This window comes from Polynucleobacter finlandensis (genome assembly GCF_018881755.1).
Lineage (GTDB): Bacteria > Pseudomonadota > Gammaproteobacteria > Burkholderiales > Burkholderiaceae > Polynucleobacter > Polynucleobacter finlandensis.
Genome location: NZ_JACVPS010000009.1, coordinates 50,505 through 68,163, shown reverse-complemented (window position 1 = coordinate 68,163; position 17,659 = coordinate 50,505). Strand labels below are relative to the sequence as shown.

General features: G+C 46.8%; 17 protein-coding genes and 1 other RNA gene. 7 read left to right on the top strand and 11 right to left on the bottom strand.

What is annotated here, in order from left to right; translation table 11 throughout:
• Nucleotides 1–34 precede the first annotated feature (34 nt).
• The 4 genes from ICN49_RS07495 to dnaX are packed head-to-tail and all read right to left on the bottom strand — an operon-like array spanning nt 35 to nt 2,936.
• The gene (locus ICN49_RS07495) at nt 35–262 is read right to left on the bottom strand and encodes a TA system antitoxin ParD family protein (protein ID WP_216861172.1); all 228 of its coding nucleotides are present in this window, start codon (nt 260–262) and stop codon (nt 35–37) included.
• A 2-nt stretch (nt 263–264) separates the two neighbouring features.
• The gene (recR, locus tag ICN49_RS07490) at nt 265–879 is read right to left on the bottom strand and encodes a recombination mediator RecR (protein ID WP_216167149.1); all 615 of its coding nucleotides are present in this window, start codon (nt 877–879) and stop codon (nt 265–267) included.
• An 11-nt stretch (nt 880–890) separates the two neighbouring features.
• Nucleotides 891–1,214 (bottom strand): YbaB/EbfC family nucleoid-associated protein, encoded by a 324-nt coding sequence (locus ICN49_RS07485; protein ID WP_216167147.1) that lies wholly within the window; start codon nt 1,212–1,214, stop codon nt 891–893.
• 18 nt (nt 1,215–1,232) lie between these two features.
• Entirely contained in the window at nt 1,233–2,936 is a 1,704-nt protein-coding gene (gene dnaX, locus ICN49_RS07480; protein ID WP_216167206.1) for a DNA polymerase III subunit gamma/tau, read from the bottom strand.
• A 32-nt stretch (nt 2,937–2,968) separates the two neighbouring features.
• Here dnaX and ffs point away from each other — a divergent pair.
• An RNA gene (ffs, locus tag ICN49_RS07475) (signal recognition particle sRNA small type) lies at nt 2,969–3,067 on the top strand.
• Nucleotides 3,068–3,380: 313 nt separating this feature from the next.
• Nucleotides 3,381–4,040 carry a 3'-5' exonuclease gene (locus ICN49_RS07470; RefSeq protein WP_216167145.1) on the top strand — a complete coding sequence of 220 codons (660 nt, stop codon included), beginning with the start codon at nt 3,381–3,383 and terminating at the stop codon, nt 4,038–4,040.
• A gap of 109 nt (nt 4,041–4,149) precedes the next feature.
• Here ICN49_RS07470 and ICN49_RS11660 read toward each other — a convergent pair whose 3' ends face one another.
• From ICN49_RS11660 to ICN49_RS07460, 3 genes are read right to left on the bottom strand one after another with little or no spacing between them, the layout of a single operon-like run.
• Nucleotides 4,150–4,284: a hypothetical protein gene (locus tag ICN49_RS11660; protein WP_255535455.1), complete on the bottom strand. Its 135-nt coding sequence runs from the start codon at nt 4,282–4,284 to the stop codon at nt 4,150–4,152.
• 42 nt (nt 4,285–4,326) lie between these two features.
• Nucleotides 4,327–5,637, bottom strand: coding sequence for a Y-family DNA polymerase (locus ICN49_RS07465; RefSeq protein ID WP_216167144.1), 1,311 nt, complete (start codon nt 5,635–5,637; stop codon nt 4,327–4,329).
• On the bottom strand, nt 5,634–6,119 hold the full coding sequence (locus tag ICN49_RS07460; protein ID WP_216167143.1) for a LexA family protein: 486 nt from the start codon (nt 6,117–6,119) through the stop codon (nt 5,634–5,636). The genes ICN49_RS07465 and ICN49_RS07460 overlap by 4 nt, the downstream gene beginning before the upstream one ends.
• Nucleotides 6,120–6,233: 114 nt before the next feature.
• On the opposite strand from ICN49_RS07460, the gene ICN49_RS07455 reads away from it, so the two are divergent.
• The 4 genes from ICN49_RS07455 (at nt 6,234) to ICN49_RS07440 (ending at nt 8,882) form a co-directional block, all read left to right on the top strand.
• Complete coding sequence (locus ICN49_RS07455) at nt 6,234–6,497, top strand: type II toxin-antitoxin system RelB/DinJ family antitoxin (RefSeq protein ID WP_216167142.1); 264 nt, start codon at nt 6,234–6,236, stop codon at nt 6,495–6,497.
• Nucleotides 6,484–6,765 (top strand): type II toxin-antitoxin system YafQ family toxin, encoded by a 282-nt coding sequence (locus ICN49_RS07450; RefSeq protein WP_216167141.1) that lies wholly within the window; start codon nt 6,484–6,486, stop codon nt 6,763–6,765. Before ICN49_RS07455 ends, ICN49_RS07450 begins: the two co-directional genes overlap by 14 nt.
• An 81-nt stretch (nt 6,766–6,846) precedes the next feature.
• Entirely contained in the window at nt 6,847–7,914 is a 1,068-nt protein-coding gene (locus ICN49_RS07445) for a tartrate dehydrogenase (protein WP_216167140.1), read from the top strand.
• Nucleotides 7,911–8,882, top strand: coding sequence for a tripartite tricarboxylate transporter substrate binding protein (locus tag ICN49_RS07440; RefSeq protein WP_255535454.1), 972 nt, complete (start codon nt 7,911–7,913; stop codon nt 8,880–8,882). The genes ICN49_RS07445 and ICN49_RS07440 overlap by 4 nt, the downstream gene beginning before the upstream one ends.
• Before the next feature lie 223 nt (nt 8,883–9,105).
• On the opposite strand, the gene ICN49_RS07435 is transcribed toward ICN49_RS07440, so the two are convergent.
• From ICN49_RS07435 to ICN49_RS07420, 4 genes are all read right to left on the bottom strand, one after another.
• Entirely contained in the window at nt 9,106–9,606 is a 501-nt protein-coding gene (locus ICN49_RS07435; RefSeq protein ID WP_216167139.1) for a DUF1993 domain-containing protein, read from the bottom strand.
• 62 nt (nt 9,607–9,668) lie between these two features.
• Nucleotides 9,669–10,493 (bottom strand): tetratricopeptide repeat protein, encoded by an 825-nt coding sequence (locus tag ICN49_RS07430; protein ID WP_216167138.1) that lies wholly within the window; start codon nt 10,491–10,493, stop codon nt 9,669–9,671.
• 104 nt (nt 10,494–10,597) lie between these two features.
• Complete coding sequence (locus ICN49_RS07425) at nt 10,598–14,128, bottom strand: UvrD-helicase domain-containing protein (RefSeq protein ID WP_369411519.1); 3,531 nt, start codon at nt 14,126–14,128, stop codon at nt 10,598–10,600.
• A complete protein-coding gene (locus ICN49_RS07420) occupies nt 14,125–17,133 on the bottom strand; it encodes a PD-(D/E)XK nuclease family protein (RefSeq protein WP_216167135.1) in 3,009 nt (1,002 codons plus the stop codon). Before ICN49_RS07420 ends, ICN49_RS07425 begins: the two co-directional genes overlap by 4 nt.
• Before the next feature lie 108 nt (nt 17,134–17,241).
• Between ICN49_RS07420 and trxA the strand changes: the two genes are divergently transcribed.
• Nucleotides 17,242–17,568, top strand: a complete 327-nt coding sequence (gene trxA, locus ICN49_RS07415) for a thioredoxin TrxA (protein WP_216167133.1) — start codon at nt 17,242–17,244, stop codon at nt 17,566–17,568.
• Nucleotides 17,569–17,659 lie beyond the last annotated feature (91 nt).

Below are 17,659 nucleotides of genomic sequence, written 5' to 3'. Positions count from 1 at the left end.
CCCGCTCAATATCAACGCCACAGTGAATATGGGTTTAGCGCAAGATTCCGAAATGATAAGGCGCAAGCTTTTGCAGCTTTATATCCTTAATTCCAGCCAGTAGATCTTGGATCATATGAGTGCCTAGGTCAGGATTATCTTCAACTGCTTTACCAAGTCGAGTCCAATACTCAATCTGCTCAGAAACAGACCGACCTGATGCCTTCGCATGAAGCCTAGCATCTTCTATTAATGGGTTTGACAGCCTGATTACTGCAGACATAATTAACGTCGATCCATCAAGGCTCTAGCTAAAGTACCGGCATCCACGTACTCCAACTCACCGCCTACTGGAATACCTCTGGCAATTCGGGTGACCTTAATGCCTTTGGCTTTGAGTACTTCTCCGATGTAATGGGCAGTTGCTTCACCCTCACTTGTAAAGTTGGTAGCTAGCACCACTTCTCTTACTGGGACATCGGTATCAGGGGTTTCGATACGGGCTAACAGCCTATCAAAATGAATTTCATTTGGTCCCATGCCATCGAGCGGTGAAATGCGACCCATGAGAACAAAGTAATTACCTTTGAAGCTTAAAGTCTGCTCCACCATCACTTGGTCAGCAGGCGTTTCTACAATACAGAGCAAGGACGGATCACGGCGACCATCTGAACATGTGACGCAGATTTGGGTCTCTGAAAACGTATTACAACGAGCACAATGTCCAACAGTCTCTACTGCTTCACCCAAAGATTGAGCGAGAACAGCTGCGCCATTGCGATCATGTTGCAGTAAATAAAAAGCCATGCGCTGTGCTGACTTTGGTCCTACTCCAGGCAGAACGCGTAGCGCTTCGATCAGGCGACCGAGTGCATCTTGAGGTGCTTCGTGACGTGCCATTAAATCAATTCTTAAAAGGGTAACTTAAATCCAGGGGGCATTGGCATGCCAGCAGTTGCGCCAGACATCAATTGCGCATTGGCAGCTTCGACTTGTTTAAATGCTTCTGAATACGCGGTCACGATGAGGTCTTCCAACATCTCGCGATCGTCCATCGCAGCAGGATCAATCTGTACACGCCTCAGTTCGTATTTGCCAGTAAGAGATACTTTGACTAGGCCCCCAGCAGCTTGACCAGAAACTTCCAACGCAGCCAGTTGCGCTTGCGCGGTTTTCATCTTTTCTTGCATCTGCTGAGCCTGTTTCATGAGGCCAGCAAGTCCACCTTTCATCATCTCTTTTATTCCTTAAATTTAGAGTGGTTTAACAGAACCACCAACAACCTTTGCGCCAAATTCTTTTTCCAATTGCTGAATAAAAGGATCGGCCGCAATCAATTGCTCTGCGTTCTGACGTTTCTCTTGATGTAGCTGTTGGTCTACCTTGGCAACGGTCTTACCTTCAACCTGACCTTTTTCAATGAACACTTTCACGGGTTTGCCAAAATGCGCTGTTAAGGCATCGGCCAAGCGCGCTACTGATGCTTCGGAAGCCAGCTGTGGCATCGGTGTAACGATGGTGGCTTTCACGCCAGTAGCCAAATCACTCCAATCTTGTAACTCTGTCTGAAACGCTAACTGCTGAACCATACCTTTGACTGGTAACTGGCGCATCAAAGCGTGCCAATCAGGGCGCTCAGCTGGGTTGCCAACTGCGTTGCTGGCTGCAGCAACGGGGGCAACTGAGATAGCTGGTGCAGGAGTAGATGTAACGGGCTTAGTGGCTGCAGGTGCAGGAGCGGATGCTCTTGCAGCTGGAGCTGGTGCTGCTGCTGGTGCGGAATGCGTTGTTGCAGCTGGACGTACAGTATTGACTGGTGGTGCTGATGGAGTTGGAGCAGAACCACCGCCTCCTCCGCTACCAGGACGAAATGCCAACATACGCAAAAGCGTCATGGCAAAGCCCGTTTGCTCATCGGGCGCAAGTGATAAATCAGGACGGCTGGTAATGGTGATTTGATAAAAGAGTTGCGCTTCTTCTTTAGTAAGCAATGTGGCTAAGCGACGAATCTCAGCTGCTTCAGGCCAATCTTCTAATACAGACTCAGGAACAATTTGAGCTGCAGCAATCTTTTGAATCAAACTCGATAGATCTTGCAAGGCCAATGAGAAAGACATACTGCGCTCTCCCATCTCATTGCTAATGGCTAATAGTGTTGCACCATCTTTAGCAATTAAAGAATCGAGAATCCGAATGAGGTATGAATCATCCAAAGTGCCGAGCATGCCGCGTACGGATTCTTCTGAAACTTTGCCAGCAGCATAAGCAATCGCTTGATCAGTTAAAGATAAAGCATCGCGCATCGAGCCTTGGGCTGCTTTTGCTAAGACGCGCAGTGCATTGGTTTCGTAATCGACTTTTTCTGCAGCAAGGACTTTTTCTAAGTGCTCAACAATGAGGGGTACGGGCATTTGCTTGAGATTGAACTGCAAGCAACGCGACAAAATGGTTACCGGAATCTTTTGGGGATCAGTTGTAGCAAGGATAAATTTAACGTGCTCTGGTGGCTCTTCCAAAGTCTTGAGCATGGCATTAAAGGCATGATTGGTGAGCATGTGCACCTCGTCAATCATGTAAACCTTGTAACGCGCATTACTTGGAGCGTAAGCCGCTTTTTCTAATAGAGCAGCAATATCGTCAACGCCGCGATTGCTCGCCGCATCCATCTCGATATAGTCCACAAAACGGCCTGCATCGATTGCTAGGCAGGCTGGACACTTACCGCAGGGCTCTGAGGTCATCTTGCCTTGGCCATCTTCACCGACGCAATTGAGGGCCTTTGCCATAATCCGGGCGATGGTGGTTTTACCTACACCTCGAGTGCCAGTAAATAACCAAGCATGATGTAGGCGTCTCTGGTCAAGGGCATGGGTTAATGCCTTAACCACATGGTCTTGTCCTACCAATTGGGAGAAAGTTTTAGGGCGCCACGAACGGGCTAAAGCCAGTGCTGTCATGTCTGACATTCTAACAAGCTAAAATGGAAGTGGATGGGCCTCCCCGCATGGTGGGTTGGATAACCTGGTCAGGTCGGGAACGAAGCAGCCAAACCCAATTTCTGCCAGTGCCGGGGGTCAGGCTCATCCACCTTCCCTGCCCCTCAAACAGCGAATCAGAAGACCTTTAAAACTCTGAGAATTTGCCAAATCATCCAAATTATTGCCAAAACTAGGACAGTTCGACCGTCCAGAACAAATCTAAAGTAACGCTGCTGTCTGTGAGTGCATTCCAGTGCTAATTGCAAGATAAACCCTCCTTTGTCTAGAAGAGTTCAGCGTAGAGGTTTGAAGGTGGGAAATACAGTACTGATGGATGATTTGTTCGTAGGAAATAGCCGAGCCTCTCCTTTACTCATTAGATTCAAGGCACAATGAGTTATTAATAAACCAACTAAAGCACACATGTCCCAAGCCATTATTTTCGATGTTGAAGCAACTGATAAGAACGATGCGGTCATCATCGAAGCTGCTTCGCTTGATGTCACCTCCCTTGCCCCATTTGATGTGGGTAATCCTTGGGTGCAGCGCTACAACCCGGGCAAACCAATTAGTCTTGGCGCCCTTGCCACCCATCACATCTTGGATGAGGAGCTTGTTAGCTGTCCACCCAGCACTTCTTTTAAGTTGCCTGCTGGTACTAAATACCTCATTGGTCACAACATTGATTTTGATTGGGTCGCAATTGGCAGCCCTGAAGTCAAGCGCATTTGCACGCTTGCTTTGGCTCGCAGTCTTTGGCCTGACTTAGATAGCCACACTCAAAGCGCTCTACTTTATTTCTTCGAAAGAGATACCGCTAGGGATCAATTGCGTAATGCACACAGTGCATTGGCTGATGTGTGGATTTGTTCCAAGATTGTTGGCAAGATTATTGAGAAACTGCATCCCGCCTCTTTGGATGCTTTTTGGGAAATGTCTGAGAAAGCCAGAATTCCGACCATCATGCCCTTTGGTAAGCATAAGGGCGAGGCGATTAATCTGGTGCCATCTGATTACAAGCAATGGATGTTGCGCCAAGACAATGTTTCACCGTACTTGCGCAAAGCTCTAGAAGCCAAATAAAAAACTTTTACTAGGGAATAAGGAATCCGTGATTTCCTTATTCCCCTTCTAGGCTCTTTGCTACTTTTTTACTACCTGCTGCTACTAATTTCTACTGCTGAATTTTTTCTTAGCGATAGTGGCGATTGAACGCTGCTTGCTTTTTCTCGAATGTATCGCGCTTAGTGCTTTTCAATACCGCGAAGTAAGACAAGATCATGATAACTACGAGTGACAGACCATTAAAGTTGTTTAGCAATTCCATTTAATACTCCTTTGTGTGTTGTTGGTTGTTTCGTTGATTTTTCTATTGCACTACTGGTAATTCATTCCACTGGGTGGTGTAGTTCGGTGACTTATTGCCTGATCTCATTTGCCAGACCTGCTTGGTTCCTGATGCCCCCGAACGAATGACTGCATTGCCAAAGCGACTGTTAATCGAATCTAAGGCTTTCATGAGATCAGCGGATTTACCTCTGGTCTCTACGTCATCAAATAGCGATTGCTGCACGGTAGGTTTGTCAGACAGCAGATTAAGAACAATTCCGGCCTTCTTGTATCTAAAGCCACCTTGGTAGATTTTCTTAAGACCCTCAATTGCTGCATCGGTAAGTTTGAGGGTGTTATCGGTTGGGCTCTCTAATGCGATCGTGATACTTTGGGCGTATTGAGGTTCGTTCTGTTTATGGGGATTGGTTTCAATAAAGATACTAATCGCGCCCGTAACTGAGTTTTGGGTTCTGAGTTTTTCTGCAGCTCTAGCAGCATGCGTAGCAACCGACTCTGCTAGCTCTTCTAGGCTGGTTACTAACTTACCAAAGCTACGTGAGGCAATAATTTGCTGTTTGGCTGGCGCTACTTCTTCTAGCTTTAGGCAAGATACGCCACGCAACTCATAACAAAGTCTTTCCATCACAACGCCAAATTGTTGGCGCATAGTTTGTGGTGATACCTGCAAGAGATCAAAGACGGTATTGATTTTCAGTAGTTTGAGTTTTTTAGCTAGTTGTCTGCCAATACCCCATACCTCACCTGCTGGTATCTCACTCATCCATTGATAGAGCTCTTCCTTGGGCATGCTCTCAACATCACATACACCTGCAAACTGTGGGTGCTTCTTCGCTAGGTGGTTGGCAAACTTGGCCAAGGTCTTGCTAGAGCCAATGCCGACACAAACAGGTAAGCCAGTGGTGTCTTTGACATCCTGTTTGATGATGTGACCAAGGTGTGTTGCATCTGGGTGGGCTTTGAGTACAGATTCAATTTTGAGAAAGCTCTCATCAATGCTGTACACCTCAAGATTAGGCGTAAATCTTCTCAGGACCTGTACAACGCGATCACTCATGTCGCCATACAGTGTGTAGTTTGATGAATAGGCTACGATGCCATGCTCTTTAGCGAGGTCTTTCATCTTGAACCAAGGTGTTGCCATCTTCACACCAAGAGCTTTGACCTCGGCGCTTCTAGCGACAGCACAACCATCATTGTTTGATAGCACTACTACCGGCACACCTTCGAGCTTGGGGGCAAATACCCGCTCGCAAGAAACATAGAAGTTGTTCACATCGACCAATGCGAATAGTTCCTTGGCTTGATGAGATTCGTTGGCTGGGTTCATTTGTTTCCCCTGCTGCTAGCGTTGCTGTACTTGCGCACTACGCCAACGACCACACCCCAGATTTGAAGCTCACTTCCCTCGTCAAATGTGATGGGGTCAAAACTAGGATTTTCTGGTTGGAGTTCAATGCGGCCACGTAATTGGTAGAGGCGTTTGATGGTGTACTCGCTATCGACGACGGCCACCACGATGTCTTTGTGTTTTGGTTTGAGGGCTTTATCAACCACTACCTTGTCACCATCACAGATGCCAGCACCCATCATGGAGTCACCCTTGACGGTGAACATAAAGGTCGCTGGCTTGTTCTGAACCAGATAGCGGTTCAAATCGAGGCCCTGTTCAGCGTAATCTGCCGCTGGACTAGGGAATCCAGCCGAAATCCGGTGACTCAGTAGCTTGAACTCAAAGTCGTCAAAATGCGCTGCCAAGGCTTGTGGGGCCTGGCTTAATGTGTTGCTTGAGCTAGATGACTGAAGTTCCATAAGTGCCAATATACTGTATGTTTATACAGTATGCAAATAAAATGGCTTTTAGATGCTTAAAACGCCTTAAGACGCTCATTTTGAGCTACAATGTAGCTCATTAAGGAGGGGTTTATGACTGCAAACGCGGTGGTTCGCGCCAGAATTAACGGCGACATCAAAGAAGAGGCAAGCGCCATATTGGCTGCCATGGGTCTAACGCCGTCTGATGCCTTTCGAATTCTGATGACTCGAATTGCCAGAGAAAAGACCCTCCCTTTTGAGCCACTCAGTCCAAACGCAGAAACCATTGCTGCCATGAAAGAAGCTAGAAAAGGAAAGCTCAAATCCTTTAGCTCTGTTAACGACTTGATGGCTGACCTGAATGCGGACGACTGAATACACTAAGCAATTTAGAAGAGACTACAAACGAGAATCAAAAGGCAGGTACAGGGTCACGCTAGCCAAAGATTTCCAAGAAACCTTGGATTTTTTGATATACGACTTAGACCTACCCCATCGATACCATGATCACCCCATGCTGGGTAACTGGATAGACCATAGAGACTGTCATATCAAACCAGATTTGGTGCTCATCTACAGGAAACCAGACCAACACGCCCTCCAATTAGTTCGACTGGGATCCCATAGCGAATTAAGCCTTTAAATATGGGGTAAACGACCACCCTTGAGAGGGTGCGATAGGGGCATAATTCACTAAGCAATCCATAAAAACAGTAGGAGACAAATGAAGACGTTCAAGATAGCGTCAATTCCAGGCGATGGAATTGGCAAAGAGGTTATTCCCGAATGCGAAAAGGTTCTTAATGCCTTAAGCAAAAAACATCCAGAAATTGCTTTTGAGTTTGAGCACTTTGATTGGGGTGGTGATTACTACCGTAAGCACGGCGTGATGATGCCTGAAGATGGTCTTGAGCCTTTGCGCTCTAAAGATGCCATTTTGTTTGGTTCAGCTGGTGATCCCAAGATTCCGGATCACATTACGCTCTGGGGTTTACGCCTCAAGATCTGCCAAGGCTTTGATCAGTACGCCAACGTGCGCCCTACTCGCATCCTGCCTGGTATTGAAACGCCTTTGCGTAATTGCAAACCCGAGCAACTCGATTGGGTGATCGTGCGCGAGAACTCCGAAGGTGAGTACTCTGGTTTAGGTGGCAGAGCCCATCAAGGTCACCCCATTGAAGTCGCTTCAGATATGAGTATCCTGACACGCGTTGGCGTTGAACGTGTGCAGCGCTATGCCTTTAAGTTAGCGCAGTCACGTCCCCGCAAACATCTCACCGTCATTACTAAATCCAATGCGCAGCGCCATGCGATGGTGATGTGGGATGAAATCGCCGTCCAGATTGCCAAAGAGTTTCCGGATGTCACTTGGGATAAAGAATTGGTCGATGCCGCAACAGCGCGCATGGTCAATCGCCCTGAGTCTTTAGATACCATCGTTGCTACCAATCTGCATGCCGATGTGCTCAGCGACTTAGCCGCTGCTTTAGCAGGTAGTTTAGGCATTGCGCCAACTGGCAATATTGATCCAGAACGTCGCTACCCTTCCATGTTTGAACCCATTCATGGTTCTGCTTTTGACATTATGGGTAAAGGTCTTGCTAACCCCATTGGTACTTTCTGGTCAGCGGTCATGATGCTCGACTTCTTAGGTGAAAAAGCCATAGCAGCCAAACTCATGAGTGCGATTGAAAAAGTGACTGCCAATCCGAAGTTACACACCCGTGATTTAGGAGGCAGCGCCATGATGAGTGATGTCACCAATGCGGTCATCGAGGAGATTTCTAAATGAAACTACTAAAACGAATGAATGTTGCGCTTGTATTGCTTGTTGCCTTGCTCACATCATTTGGCTTGCTTTCTGGAGCGAGCGCGCAGCCACTGCCGGATAAAACCATTCAGTACATCATTCCCTTCCCTGCCGCCGGTGAATCTGACTTGGTAGCTCGCTATCAATCTGATTTATCCGTCAGAAAATATAAGCAACAAATGATGGTGCTTAATCGTGCTGGTGCTGGCGGCGCTCTAGTGTGGAGTGCCATCAATACCTATCCGGCTGATGGCACCAACGTAGTAGGCGTCAATATTCCGCACATCATCTTGCAACCACTACAAGAAGGTATTCAGTACAAGACCGATGACATCAATGCGATTTACTACTACCACTTCACACCAGATGCCTTAATGGTCTCTGCTGATAGCCCTTACAAAACCTACCAAGAGTTTGTGGCAGCAGCTAAAAAAGATCCAGGCAAGATGACATTGGCTGGATCTTCGCAATACTCAGCCAACCACATGGCTGTCGAGCGTTTGAATAAGTTGGCTGGCGTCAAAATTACTTATGTTCCCTTTAAAGGTACCGGTGATTTAATTACCGCTTTAATTGGGATGCACGTTGATGGCGCAATGGGTTACTTACCATTAGCCATTCAGCAAAAGACTAAAGTGCGCACTTTAGCGATTGCTACCGAGAAGCGTAACCCTGCGCTACCAGACGTTCCTACCTTTAAAGAACTAGGTCTGAATTGGGTCGATGGTGCTTACCGTGGTGTTGCTGTGCCTAAAGCCACCCCATTAGTGCTTCAGCAGAAACTATCGGACTACTTTGGCGTACTCAACTCAGACCCTGAAACGAAGAAGAAGTTAGAAGAATCAGGATTTGTGATTGTGGATATTCCATTGGCAAAGATTCCGGCATTCATGAAAGAGAAAACACCTCAAGCAATGGATGATGCTAAAAATGCGGGAATGATTAAGTAAGGCGCAGTGCTGTGTTTTCACTTTGCTGAACTTTTCTTATTGCCTTCAATAAATAAACCACCCGAGGGTGGTTTATTTATTAGCAAAAAGCAAACGCTAAGATTGCCGGGTCATCCAAAAATGCATTGGATAGATAAAGACTGGCCCGAAAGATCCAGGGCTGCACTATCTCGGTAATCGCGTTTAGATGCTCCATGCCGGTAGTTTACTAAAGATGCTGGGCTTAACCCAAAAAATCTGCCTTACCAATTTCAACACCGTTGTGACGCAAGATATTGTAGGTAGTCGTGACATGGAAATAGAAGTTTGGAATGATCCAAGTCAGCAAGTATTGTTCGCCCACAAACTCAAAGTTCCACTCTTTAATGGAGAACTTGATCTCTTTGGCTTCTGTGCCATCTAACTGCTCAGGCTTGATGCTGTCAATAAACGCAATGGTTTTAGCAACGCGCTCTTGCAGCTCAGGAAAAGTGGTTTCATTGTCTTCAAACTTCGGTGGCTCAATGCTAGCCAAGCGACTTAAGCCATTTTTCACCTGATCACAAGCAATGAATACTTGTCTAGTAAGCGGGAGCATATCTGGAAACAAACGATCTCCCGTCAATACAGTGCCTTCAATTTTCTTGGCGCTAGCGTACTCTTCACCCTTTTTAAGGATTGCAGAAAGATTAACGAGCATCTTCTTTAGTTGTGGAACAGATGCTTGGTACATTGAAATTGCCATGGTTACTTACTACTTTCTAGTGTGTGTTGAATGTATAAATTTATTTTGTTATGAAAGGATGCTTACACATCGCTCATGAAATCGCCGCCACCGCTGCTGTCGTCCCAGGAGCTCGAACCGCCATCATCCCAAGAGCTTGCATCGTTCACACCAAAGTTGGCCGCATCCGGTGCTGGTCCGCCTACTTGGTTAAAACCACTGTTGGCATTACCTGGATTGGGCTGATTGTTGCCGCCCATTAAATGACTAGCCAATGCTTGACCAGCAACCATGCCGGCACCCAGTGCTGCACCGGTTGCTAAGCTACCCATTAAGCCGCCACCCATTCCGCCTTGTGCTGCTGGTGGATAACCTGGCGGATACCCTGCAGGACCACCCGGTGTGCCTGGCGCACTTGGATAAGCAGCGCTCGGTGCGTTGTAGACCTGAACTGGCTGTGGACGCTTTCTCATGAAAAACACGACACCCGCTACTAAGATCGCAATTAATACCCAGAAGATTGGGCTAGTGAAGATGGATTCAGCCCCGGCATTTGTTGCAGCTGGTGCAGAACCTGCGCGCAATTGCGCTTGTAATTTCTGAACAGAGTCAGGTTGAGCAAAAGGCAATCCTGGTGCTAAGTTTTCTGCTTGAACAAAAGCATTTCTAGCGGCATCTAACTTGCCCTCTTTAAGGTAGAGCTCAGAAGCGATGTAATGCGCTTTGGCGCTATTAGGATGGTTTTGCAAGACCTCTTTCATCATGGCATCTGCTTTGCCCAATTGCCCAGACTGAATCGCTTGAGATACCTCAGGTAAGGTAGGTTCGGCTAGCGCAAGACCGCTACACAGCAATAGACTGGCAGCAAATAAACTGACAAAAAGATTAGAGAAACGTTGCATCTTCATCGTGGCTCCTTTAAGCGTGATCACTGATTATCCCTAGTTTGGGGATTTTTGCTCCTAGCCCTATATATGGGGGCTAAGTAGGGTTATTCAAGGGCCAAGGAAGCTTAGAGAGCTTCGCCGATTTGCTCGATCTTTCCACCTGATGAAATCAAGTAAGCCCTGTTTTCTTTATCAGGACGAATCCGTTTGAGCTCTTTTTGGTAGTTTTGTAGTTGCTTAAGGTATTTGCCATACATCTCGCTATCTTGCTTTGGAATGCTTAGCTTGTAATCGATGATGGCCAGGTGATCGCCCATCTCTACCAAGCGATCAAGACGAAAGCTTTTACCGTCTTCGCTAGCGATATCCAATTCATTCCACGCCTGTAGCCATTCTCCGGGACTGAGATACAACTGTAGCTCCGGCGTATTGAGTACGACTTGGATATGGGTGAGAAGTTTTTTGGCTGCCGCTGGATTCACGCCAAGCCAATTCATCACTTCTTGCTCACTTGGTATAGCGGGAGACTTTTCTGACTTGCTGGATTGCGGAACCAAAAACTCCAACAGCTTATGAAAATGCACACCCTCTTCGAGGATTTCTGGATCGGGGGCTTTGTCTGCTTCGGCCTGTATGGCTTTTACGGTAGCGCCACTGACAATATCTTGTAGTTGTTGCTGATGGCTGAGTTTTGCCTCTTCCCAAGAAATCTGAAAATCTTCAATGCTGAAGTTCTCTGGAGTTTGAATATTTTTTTGTGGGGCATTTTTTTCTGTAGCTCCAGCACTGGGCATTGCCACTATAGGCTCTACAGTAGGAAGCTGTCCAAACAAAGCTCTTGCATACCAAGACTTTTGATCTAAACCTGTTGGGTTGTTGGTGCTGGACTCTTTGGCTACACCGCTAATCCAGAGACCCTGTTTGGCGCGTGTCATCGCGACATAGAGCAAGTTCCAGTTTTCATTCTGACTAATGAGCTCTTCGTCTTCCCGAATCTGGCTTCGCGGCGAAGTTAAGCTGGCCTTGGTATACATCGATAGGTGTGATGGACTACTCTCACTAGGCGACCACTCTAGAAGCACGCCAGAATGATCAGAATTACCTACCGTATGGTTGGCATCCAAAATAATCACAAAGGGTGACTCCAGTCCCTTAGCTCCATGAATGGTCATCAAGCGGACACGCTTATGCTTATCCTCTTCTGACATCTCACTGTCTTCATCGACTTCAGCTAGTTCTGTCTCGGCCTCTAGCTCTACGTCACCTTCATCAGGGGTTTCGTCATCATCACCCCGGCGCATGGCATTGATCTCATCAATAAAGCGACTCAAGCTTGGGTAACGACCGCCATCTTGATTCAGAGACAGCTCTAAGAAGGCATCTAAATTAGCAATCACCTGTGCACGTGCCAACGGTTGTGCAGTAATTGCATACTCAAAACGCAAATTACTTTCTTGATAGATCTGATCGAGTAGGTCATGCACTGGCAAGCGTTCACCTAAGACACGCCAATGCTCTAAGAAACGCGTCACCTTCTGAACCGCTGCATCTGGGCTATCTTGTAAGACATCCCACCAAGATTGATATTGGTTATTCGCCTTAGTAATGCTTAGGCTTTGCATTTGCTGATCTGTAAAACCAAAGATTGGACTTCTCAACACCTGCGCCAATGGCAAATCATGGCGCGGTGATAGCAATACTGTCAGTAATGCAATCAGATCATCAATCTCTAGAGTATTGAGTAAGCCTCCCAGCCTAGAGCTGTCATAAGCAAGCTCGGCTTCACGCAAGGCCCTCTCAAACTGCGGTAAGTATTTGCGACGCTTCACAAGCAATAAGAAATCACTTTCTCTGGCGGCGCGCCAAATTTTGCGGCCGTCTTCCTCATCCATTACTTGGCGTGTTGCCATCACTTGATGAATGAGTTTGCAGATTTCTTGACCCTCAACATAGCGCTGTGTAGCTGCCACTGTTTGATTGACATCGGTAATGGGCGCATCAAAAGCATTGCCAACACGAGGCTCTAACTCCTCTTTGACATAGGGAACTAGCGGCAATAGCGCAGCTTCACCCTCTTTTGAATACAGTTCGTTTGGTAGGCCCGCTTCTAAGGGCTTCCACAAGGTGTCCTGCTCGTTGAATTTGTAAGTAGGTGGCAACTGTGAAGGAGCAAAGGTAGCGTTCACTGCTGAGTTAATTTTGGGCGCATTGCGACGCGTTGTATCTTGATCCAGCGCGACTGCTTGCAGATGGGTTTCTAAGAACTCTCTTGCACTAGTAAATAAGCGTGGATCTGCTCTGCGGAAGCGATAAATTGATTGCTTGGGGTCACCCACAATAAAGACGCTGGGTTTACTTTCATCTTGACCATAACCCTCGAGCCACGAGCGCAAAATTTGCCACTGCAATGGATTGGTATCCTGAAACTCATCAATCAAGATGTGTTTATATTTAGCATCAAGACGTGCTTGTAAATACGCTGCATTGGCTGAATCGGCCATCAACTGACTGACGCCAATTTCTAAATCATCAAAATCGCGCACCCGCATTGCTTCTTTAGTGGCAGCAGCATGATCCATCATGCGTTCGCTCATCGCAAACCAGGCTTGATTTAATGCATAAACCTCTTTTTCAGCTTCGCAATCTAAGTACTCAATAAATGCTTGCGCCCAAGCTTGCTTATAAGCAATGTGGTCTGGCTCAAGATGAGTTTGCCCTTCACTTGTTAGATATTCTTGAACAGCAGCAAGGGCTCTGTTGGTGTTATCGCGAGGCTCACCATTGCCAGTTAAAAAGACAGCTTGTAGAGCTGGGGCGACTTCCGTCACATCACCATGACGCTGCAAACACTCAAGCGCACTGACAAGTTGGGGTAAAAATGCCGACTCTTGCTTACTACTATGTGCAAAGCAACGAATCAGGAACTCTAAATCAGCCCTTACATTGGGCGCATTCCACATCCTTAGCAGTGGATTATCGATATTGAGTCTAGGTAAAAATTGCTTGAGGTGTTCGATAGGGGTAATGCCTTTTGCCTTGCAAGCTTGCGCAAAGAAAGTCCAGGCACCACGTTGTTTCATTAGGCCGTTGTTACCCATTAAGAACTTTTGCGTATTACTTGCGCCCAACTGATTTAATAGGACGTCATAGTGCGCCTTCAGATCTGCAGGAAGATCGCCCCACCAGTCATCCAGGCACTCTTCTAGTAATCGTTTGCTGTCCTCGCGCAAACTAAAGCCTGGTTGTACCTCAGCTGAGATGGGTGCGGCGTTCAATAATCTGCCAAACCAACCATGGAAAGTATCAATCACAATCGACTGCGGGCTAGAGAGCACCTTGTTATATAAGTCCTTGGCTTGTGGCAATAATGCTGTTGCCTCATCCTTTTCCAAGCCTCGCTCCTGTAATGCATGAACAAGCTCGGCATCACTCATTTTTGAAAATTGCTCTAGCAAGCCATAGAGTCGGTCGCGCATCTCTTGTGCGGCTTTGCGGGTAAATGTCAGCGCCAGAATTTCTTGTGGTTTTGCTCCAGCAAGCAAGAGCCGAATCATGCGGGCAACCAATAGCCAAGTCTTACCGCTACCAGCACAAGCAGAAACAATGACCGATCTGCGAGGATCACAAGCGATGGCGTTATCAAACTTCTTTTTCACCACATCCCCTTTCTGCAAATACCTCTTGCCTCACAGTATTTGCATACGCCATCAGGCGCAAATGCCGCCATCTCTTTTCTGGACCATAGGTTTTGCATGTCTTGAATCAGTTGCTCAGAAAAAGCAGGCATTAAGTCTGGGACGTCTTCTACTTCCAATGATCTAGTGAGTTTCTTATCTCGTTTGATATCCACCTTGAGTGAAACCCACTGGGCTTGATTAACTTCACGACCCTGCAGATGGGCGCTTTCTGGGTCTTCATTCGCAGCACGTGCATAAATCAGCAACTGCGGATCATCTAAGAGATGTTCGGCACGTTTTTTAATCTTGGTCATTGACTGATTCTTATAATCAATCACCTCTGCTGCTTGCTTACTGTCTACATTGATATCAAAACGATCGGCGCGCCCTGCAATCCGCATGAGTCTATCTACCCCATCAGCATCGACAAAGTGCAGATCAAATCCAACTTGATGTTCTGCATTGTGATAACGCCAGCCCTCGACCTCTCTTTGCAGTTGCCAATCTACAAAGCTTGGAATTTGTTTTTGCCAATCTCGTAAAGTGCCTAGCACTCGGCCATCACCTTCAATGAGACGTTTGAACTCTTTTTCAGAGATGGCGAATAACTGCTGTTCCATCCACTGACGGCGAACTAGGGTGTTGTCTTTGATTTTTGAATCAGCTTTTTGCTCTTCAGTTTTCAGTGCCTGATAAAAATTACGTAGTAGAGCATGTAAAGACTGGCCCGCTAAAGATGCATCAAAGCCGTCTTCAAATGCTTTTGCTTCACGCAGTCCCAATAAACTGCGGACATAGTACTTATAGGGGCAGTCTCTTAACGCTTTATAAGCACTAGGGCTCATGGACAGCGGCAAAGGTAAATCGGGATCTAAGGTCGTTACCGCTCTCTCTATCGGCCTAGCCTTTCCTCCATGTAATTCTGGCTGAGAAACCACTGCCGTCCATTTTGGCAATTGTGTTTGTAAGCGCTGTATCCATGCCGATGGTCTGAGTGGCTCACCACTCTTGCTTTTACTTTGCCAAAGCAGATCAACATTCGCACAAGAGCCCAATAGTTGGGAGAAATCCCGTGCTTGCTGAATATATTGCGCAGTAATCGTCGATGCTTTGAGTAAGCGATTGAGCGTGTCCGAAAAAAACAAGGGTGGCTCTGAGAATGCCGGCAATTGCTGCTCGTCACAACCTACGACTACGACTGCATCGAATGTTCTCAGGCGTGTAGAACTCAAAGGCAAGATACTTAAAGTGGCTTGCGCATCTTTACCAGCCTCTTCATACGACGCTTCTTCCATCACGGTCTTGATCAGACTAATCCATTCAGCAAGACGCATGGCAACACGTTGGTAATCGCTAGAACTTAAATCAAAGGTATGAATCACTTCTAATAATTGCTTACCTGCAGAATCTTTTTCTAAGGCTTTAGCAATGCCGGTGTCTAGTAAGTTCTGCTGCAGGAGTGCATAAGCATTGGAGCAATTGAGACTCATCTCTTGCCAAGCGTAGTGGCGCTCTCTCACAAATTGCAGCAGTTTTAATAAAGCCTCGTTCGGTGCAGTGTCGTGGTTTACAGCGTACGCATTAGCCCGCTCGATCGCCATGTAAAAGGTTTCCCATCCAGATTTGGCTTGACTAGCAATCAAGATATCTTCTAACTGCGCGACTAGGCCAATACATACCTCTGGGGTCTTTTGGATACAAGCCGGAATATCCAAATACGGATTTTGTAAGAACTCTAATAAGACGCTCGCCGTTGGTCCTTCCTTAGGAGCGCGGATCAGCTCTAACCAGCTATTGAGCGCTGCTGCTGCCCTGGTGGTATCTAACTTCCAACCAGTTTCATCACGAATATTTAAGGCTGGGCCTAAACGCGCTAACAAGGCCCGCGCCCTTCTTGCGGCCAAACGATCTTGCGCTACTAAAGCGATATTTGTCTTGCCAGCAATCAGATGTGACTCAATCGATTTAGCTGCTGCCCAGGCCAACTCTTCAAAACGCCTTGCCGAAATCAAGTTCCAAGCTTGGTAATGCGCTGCTTCAATATTATTTTTGAGTTGTTGTACTTGTTCTGCGCTTAACTCAATGAGTTCGCCTGAAGCATTTTCTCCAGCGAGCGCTTCAGACCACAAGGCAACGGCTTGCCAATCTAATGTGACCTCTACGACTGGAGCATATTGAGCGTAATCATTTAAATACTTCCCAATCACCTCTTGATCAATCGGCTTAGGGTCGGCCGTCTGCACCCAGATAAAGGGTCTTGGTGCTGGTTGGTGTGTTTGTTGATGCGTTTGTTCCTGCGCTGCACTCAGATGGGCTGCCATCGCAAATCGCTTCCGAAATACGGCATCGCCCACGCCACTCAAATAACGCCAGAAGGTCAATAAGACTTCGGATTCTTGATCAACGACTTTGCGCGCAAGTTCTGGATAGGCTTGTGCAATGGTTTTATCCAGTAGCGCTTGCAATTGTTTAGTCCATGCTTCTGAATCAAGTGCATTAGTTTCAATTAAACGATTTAATTGATCATGCAATAGCGGAATGATGGCTTCAGACAAAATATCGCAAGCATCAATCACAGACTGCGCAAGACCCCACGCGCCCGCATCACTTTCTGCTTTGAACCACGTTTTGAGTTTGGGATGTTTACGTAGATTTACATAGACTGAGATCCAACGCTCTAAGTCGGATTGTTTTTTTGGAAACTTCCATGCGCCAGGCGCTGCTTCTAACCAGTCATTAAAACTAATCACTTGCGGTAAGAACGCGATCTTTGGATCTAGGCCTTTTGGTCTATAAAGTTCTAATGCCGCCCTTACTCCGATGAGTGGACCTGCTGTACTAAGCACCACTAAGGGGCGTTCGTTTGTTTGCACTGCACAATCCCAAATCCCTTTAGCTAACTGCTCAAGCGCGCTGGCATCAGGCGTAATCGACCATGCGTGCGGTTGCTCTTGCTTAGAAATAGTAGGGAAAGGCTGAGACATTCAGTTTGGTTTTAGGGCTTATGTTTTAAATTTGGGCAGAAAGTTTGGCTTATTGCTAATATAAGCGTTGTAGCGATATAACTAAATAAGCCTAAATAAGGAATTTTCATGAGTGCCGGCATCAAACATGTAACAGACGCCTCTTTTGAGCAGGACGTCCTCAAATCTGACAAACCTGTATTGCTCGACTTCTGGGCTGAATGGTGTGGTCCTTGCAAAATGATCGGCCCTATTCTGGAAGACCTGTCTACCGAGTACGGTGACAAGCTCCAAATCGCGAAGATGAACGTGGATGAGAACCAAGGCGTTCCCGCCCAGTTCAATATTCGCGGCATCCCTACCCTGATTTTGTTCAAGAACGGCACTGTTGCCGCTCAAAAGGTAGGCGCCCTGGCCAAGTCCCAGTTGACTGCTTTTATTGATAGTCATCTGTAAATAGTTGCAGACCACAGGCTCACAGGGTGGGCCTGTGGTTTTTCTGGGTTTTTAGCTGTTTCTAGCGCAAATTTAGTGTAGTATGGCTTTA

Bases quoted from the DNA above. Each gene is read 5' to 3' on its own strand.
- ICN49_RS07470 (WP_216167145.1), top strand. From the start codon at position 3,381: ATGTCCCAAGCCATTATTTTCGATGTTGAAGCAACTGATAAGAACGAT.
- ICN49_RS07465 (WP_216167144.1), bottom strand. From the start codon at position 5,637: ATGAACCCAGCCAACGAATCTCATCAAGCCAAGGAACTATTCGCATTG.
- ICN49_RS07455 (WP_216167142.1), top strand. From the start codon at position 6,234: ATGACTGCAAACGCGGTGGTTCGCGCCAGAATTAACGGCGACATCAAA.
- ICN49_RS07430 (WP_216167138.1), bottom strand. From the start codon at position 10,493: ATGAAGATGCAACGTTTCTCTAATCTTTTTGTCAGTTTATTTGCTGCC.
- ICN49_RS07435 (WP_216167139.1), bottom strand. From the start codon at position 9,606: ATGGCAATTTCAATGTACCAAGCATCTGTTCCACAACTAAAGAAGATG.
- recR (WP_216167149.1), bottom strand. From the start codon at position 879: ATGGCACGTCACGAAGCACCTCAAGATGCACTCGGTCGCCTGATCGAA.
- trxA (WP_216167133.1), top strand. From the start codon at position 17,242: ATGAGTGCCGGCATCAAACATGTAACAGACGCCTCTTTTGAGCAGGAC.
- ICN49_RS07445 (WP_216167140.1), top strand. From the start codon at position 6,847: ATGAAGACGTTCAAGATAGCGTCAATTCCAGGCGATGGAATTGGCAAA.
- ICN49_RS07485 (WP_216167147.1), bottom strand. From the start codon at position 1,214: ATGATGAAAGGTGGACTTGCTGGCCTCATGAAACAGGCTCAGCAGATG.
- ICN49_RS07495 (WP_216861172.1), bottom strand. From the start codon at position 262: ATGTCTGCAGTAATCAGGCTGTCAAACCCATTAATAGAAGATGCTAGG.
- ICN49_RS07420 (WP_216167135.1), bottom strand. From the start codon at position 17,133: ATGTCTCAGCCTTTCCCTACTATTTCTAAGCAAGAGCAACCGCACGCA.
- ICN49_RS07460 (WP_216167143.1), bottom strand. From the start codon at position 6,119: ATGGAACTTCAGTCATCTAGCTCAAGCAACACATTAAGCCAGGCCCCA.
- ICN49_RS11660 (WP_255535455.1), bottom strand. From the start codon at position 4,284: ATGGAATTGCTAAACAACTTTAATGGTCTGTCACTCGTAGTTATCATG.
- dnaX (WP_216167206.1), bottom strand. From the start codon at position 2,936: ATGACAGCACTGGCTTTAGCCCGTTCGTGGCGCCCTAAAACTTTCTCC.
- ICN49_RS07450 (WP_216167141.1), top strand. From the start codon at position 6,484: ATGCGGACGACTGAATACACTAAGCAATTTAGAAGAGACTACAAACGA.
- ICN49_RS07440 (WP_255535454.1), top strand. From the start codon at position 7,911: ATGAAACTACTAAAACGAATGAATGTTGCGCTTGTATTGCTTGTTGCC.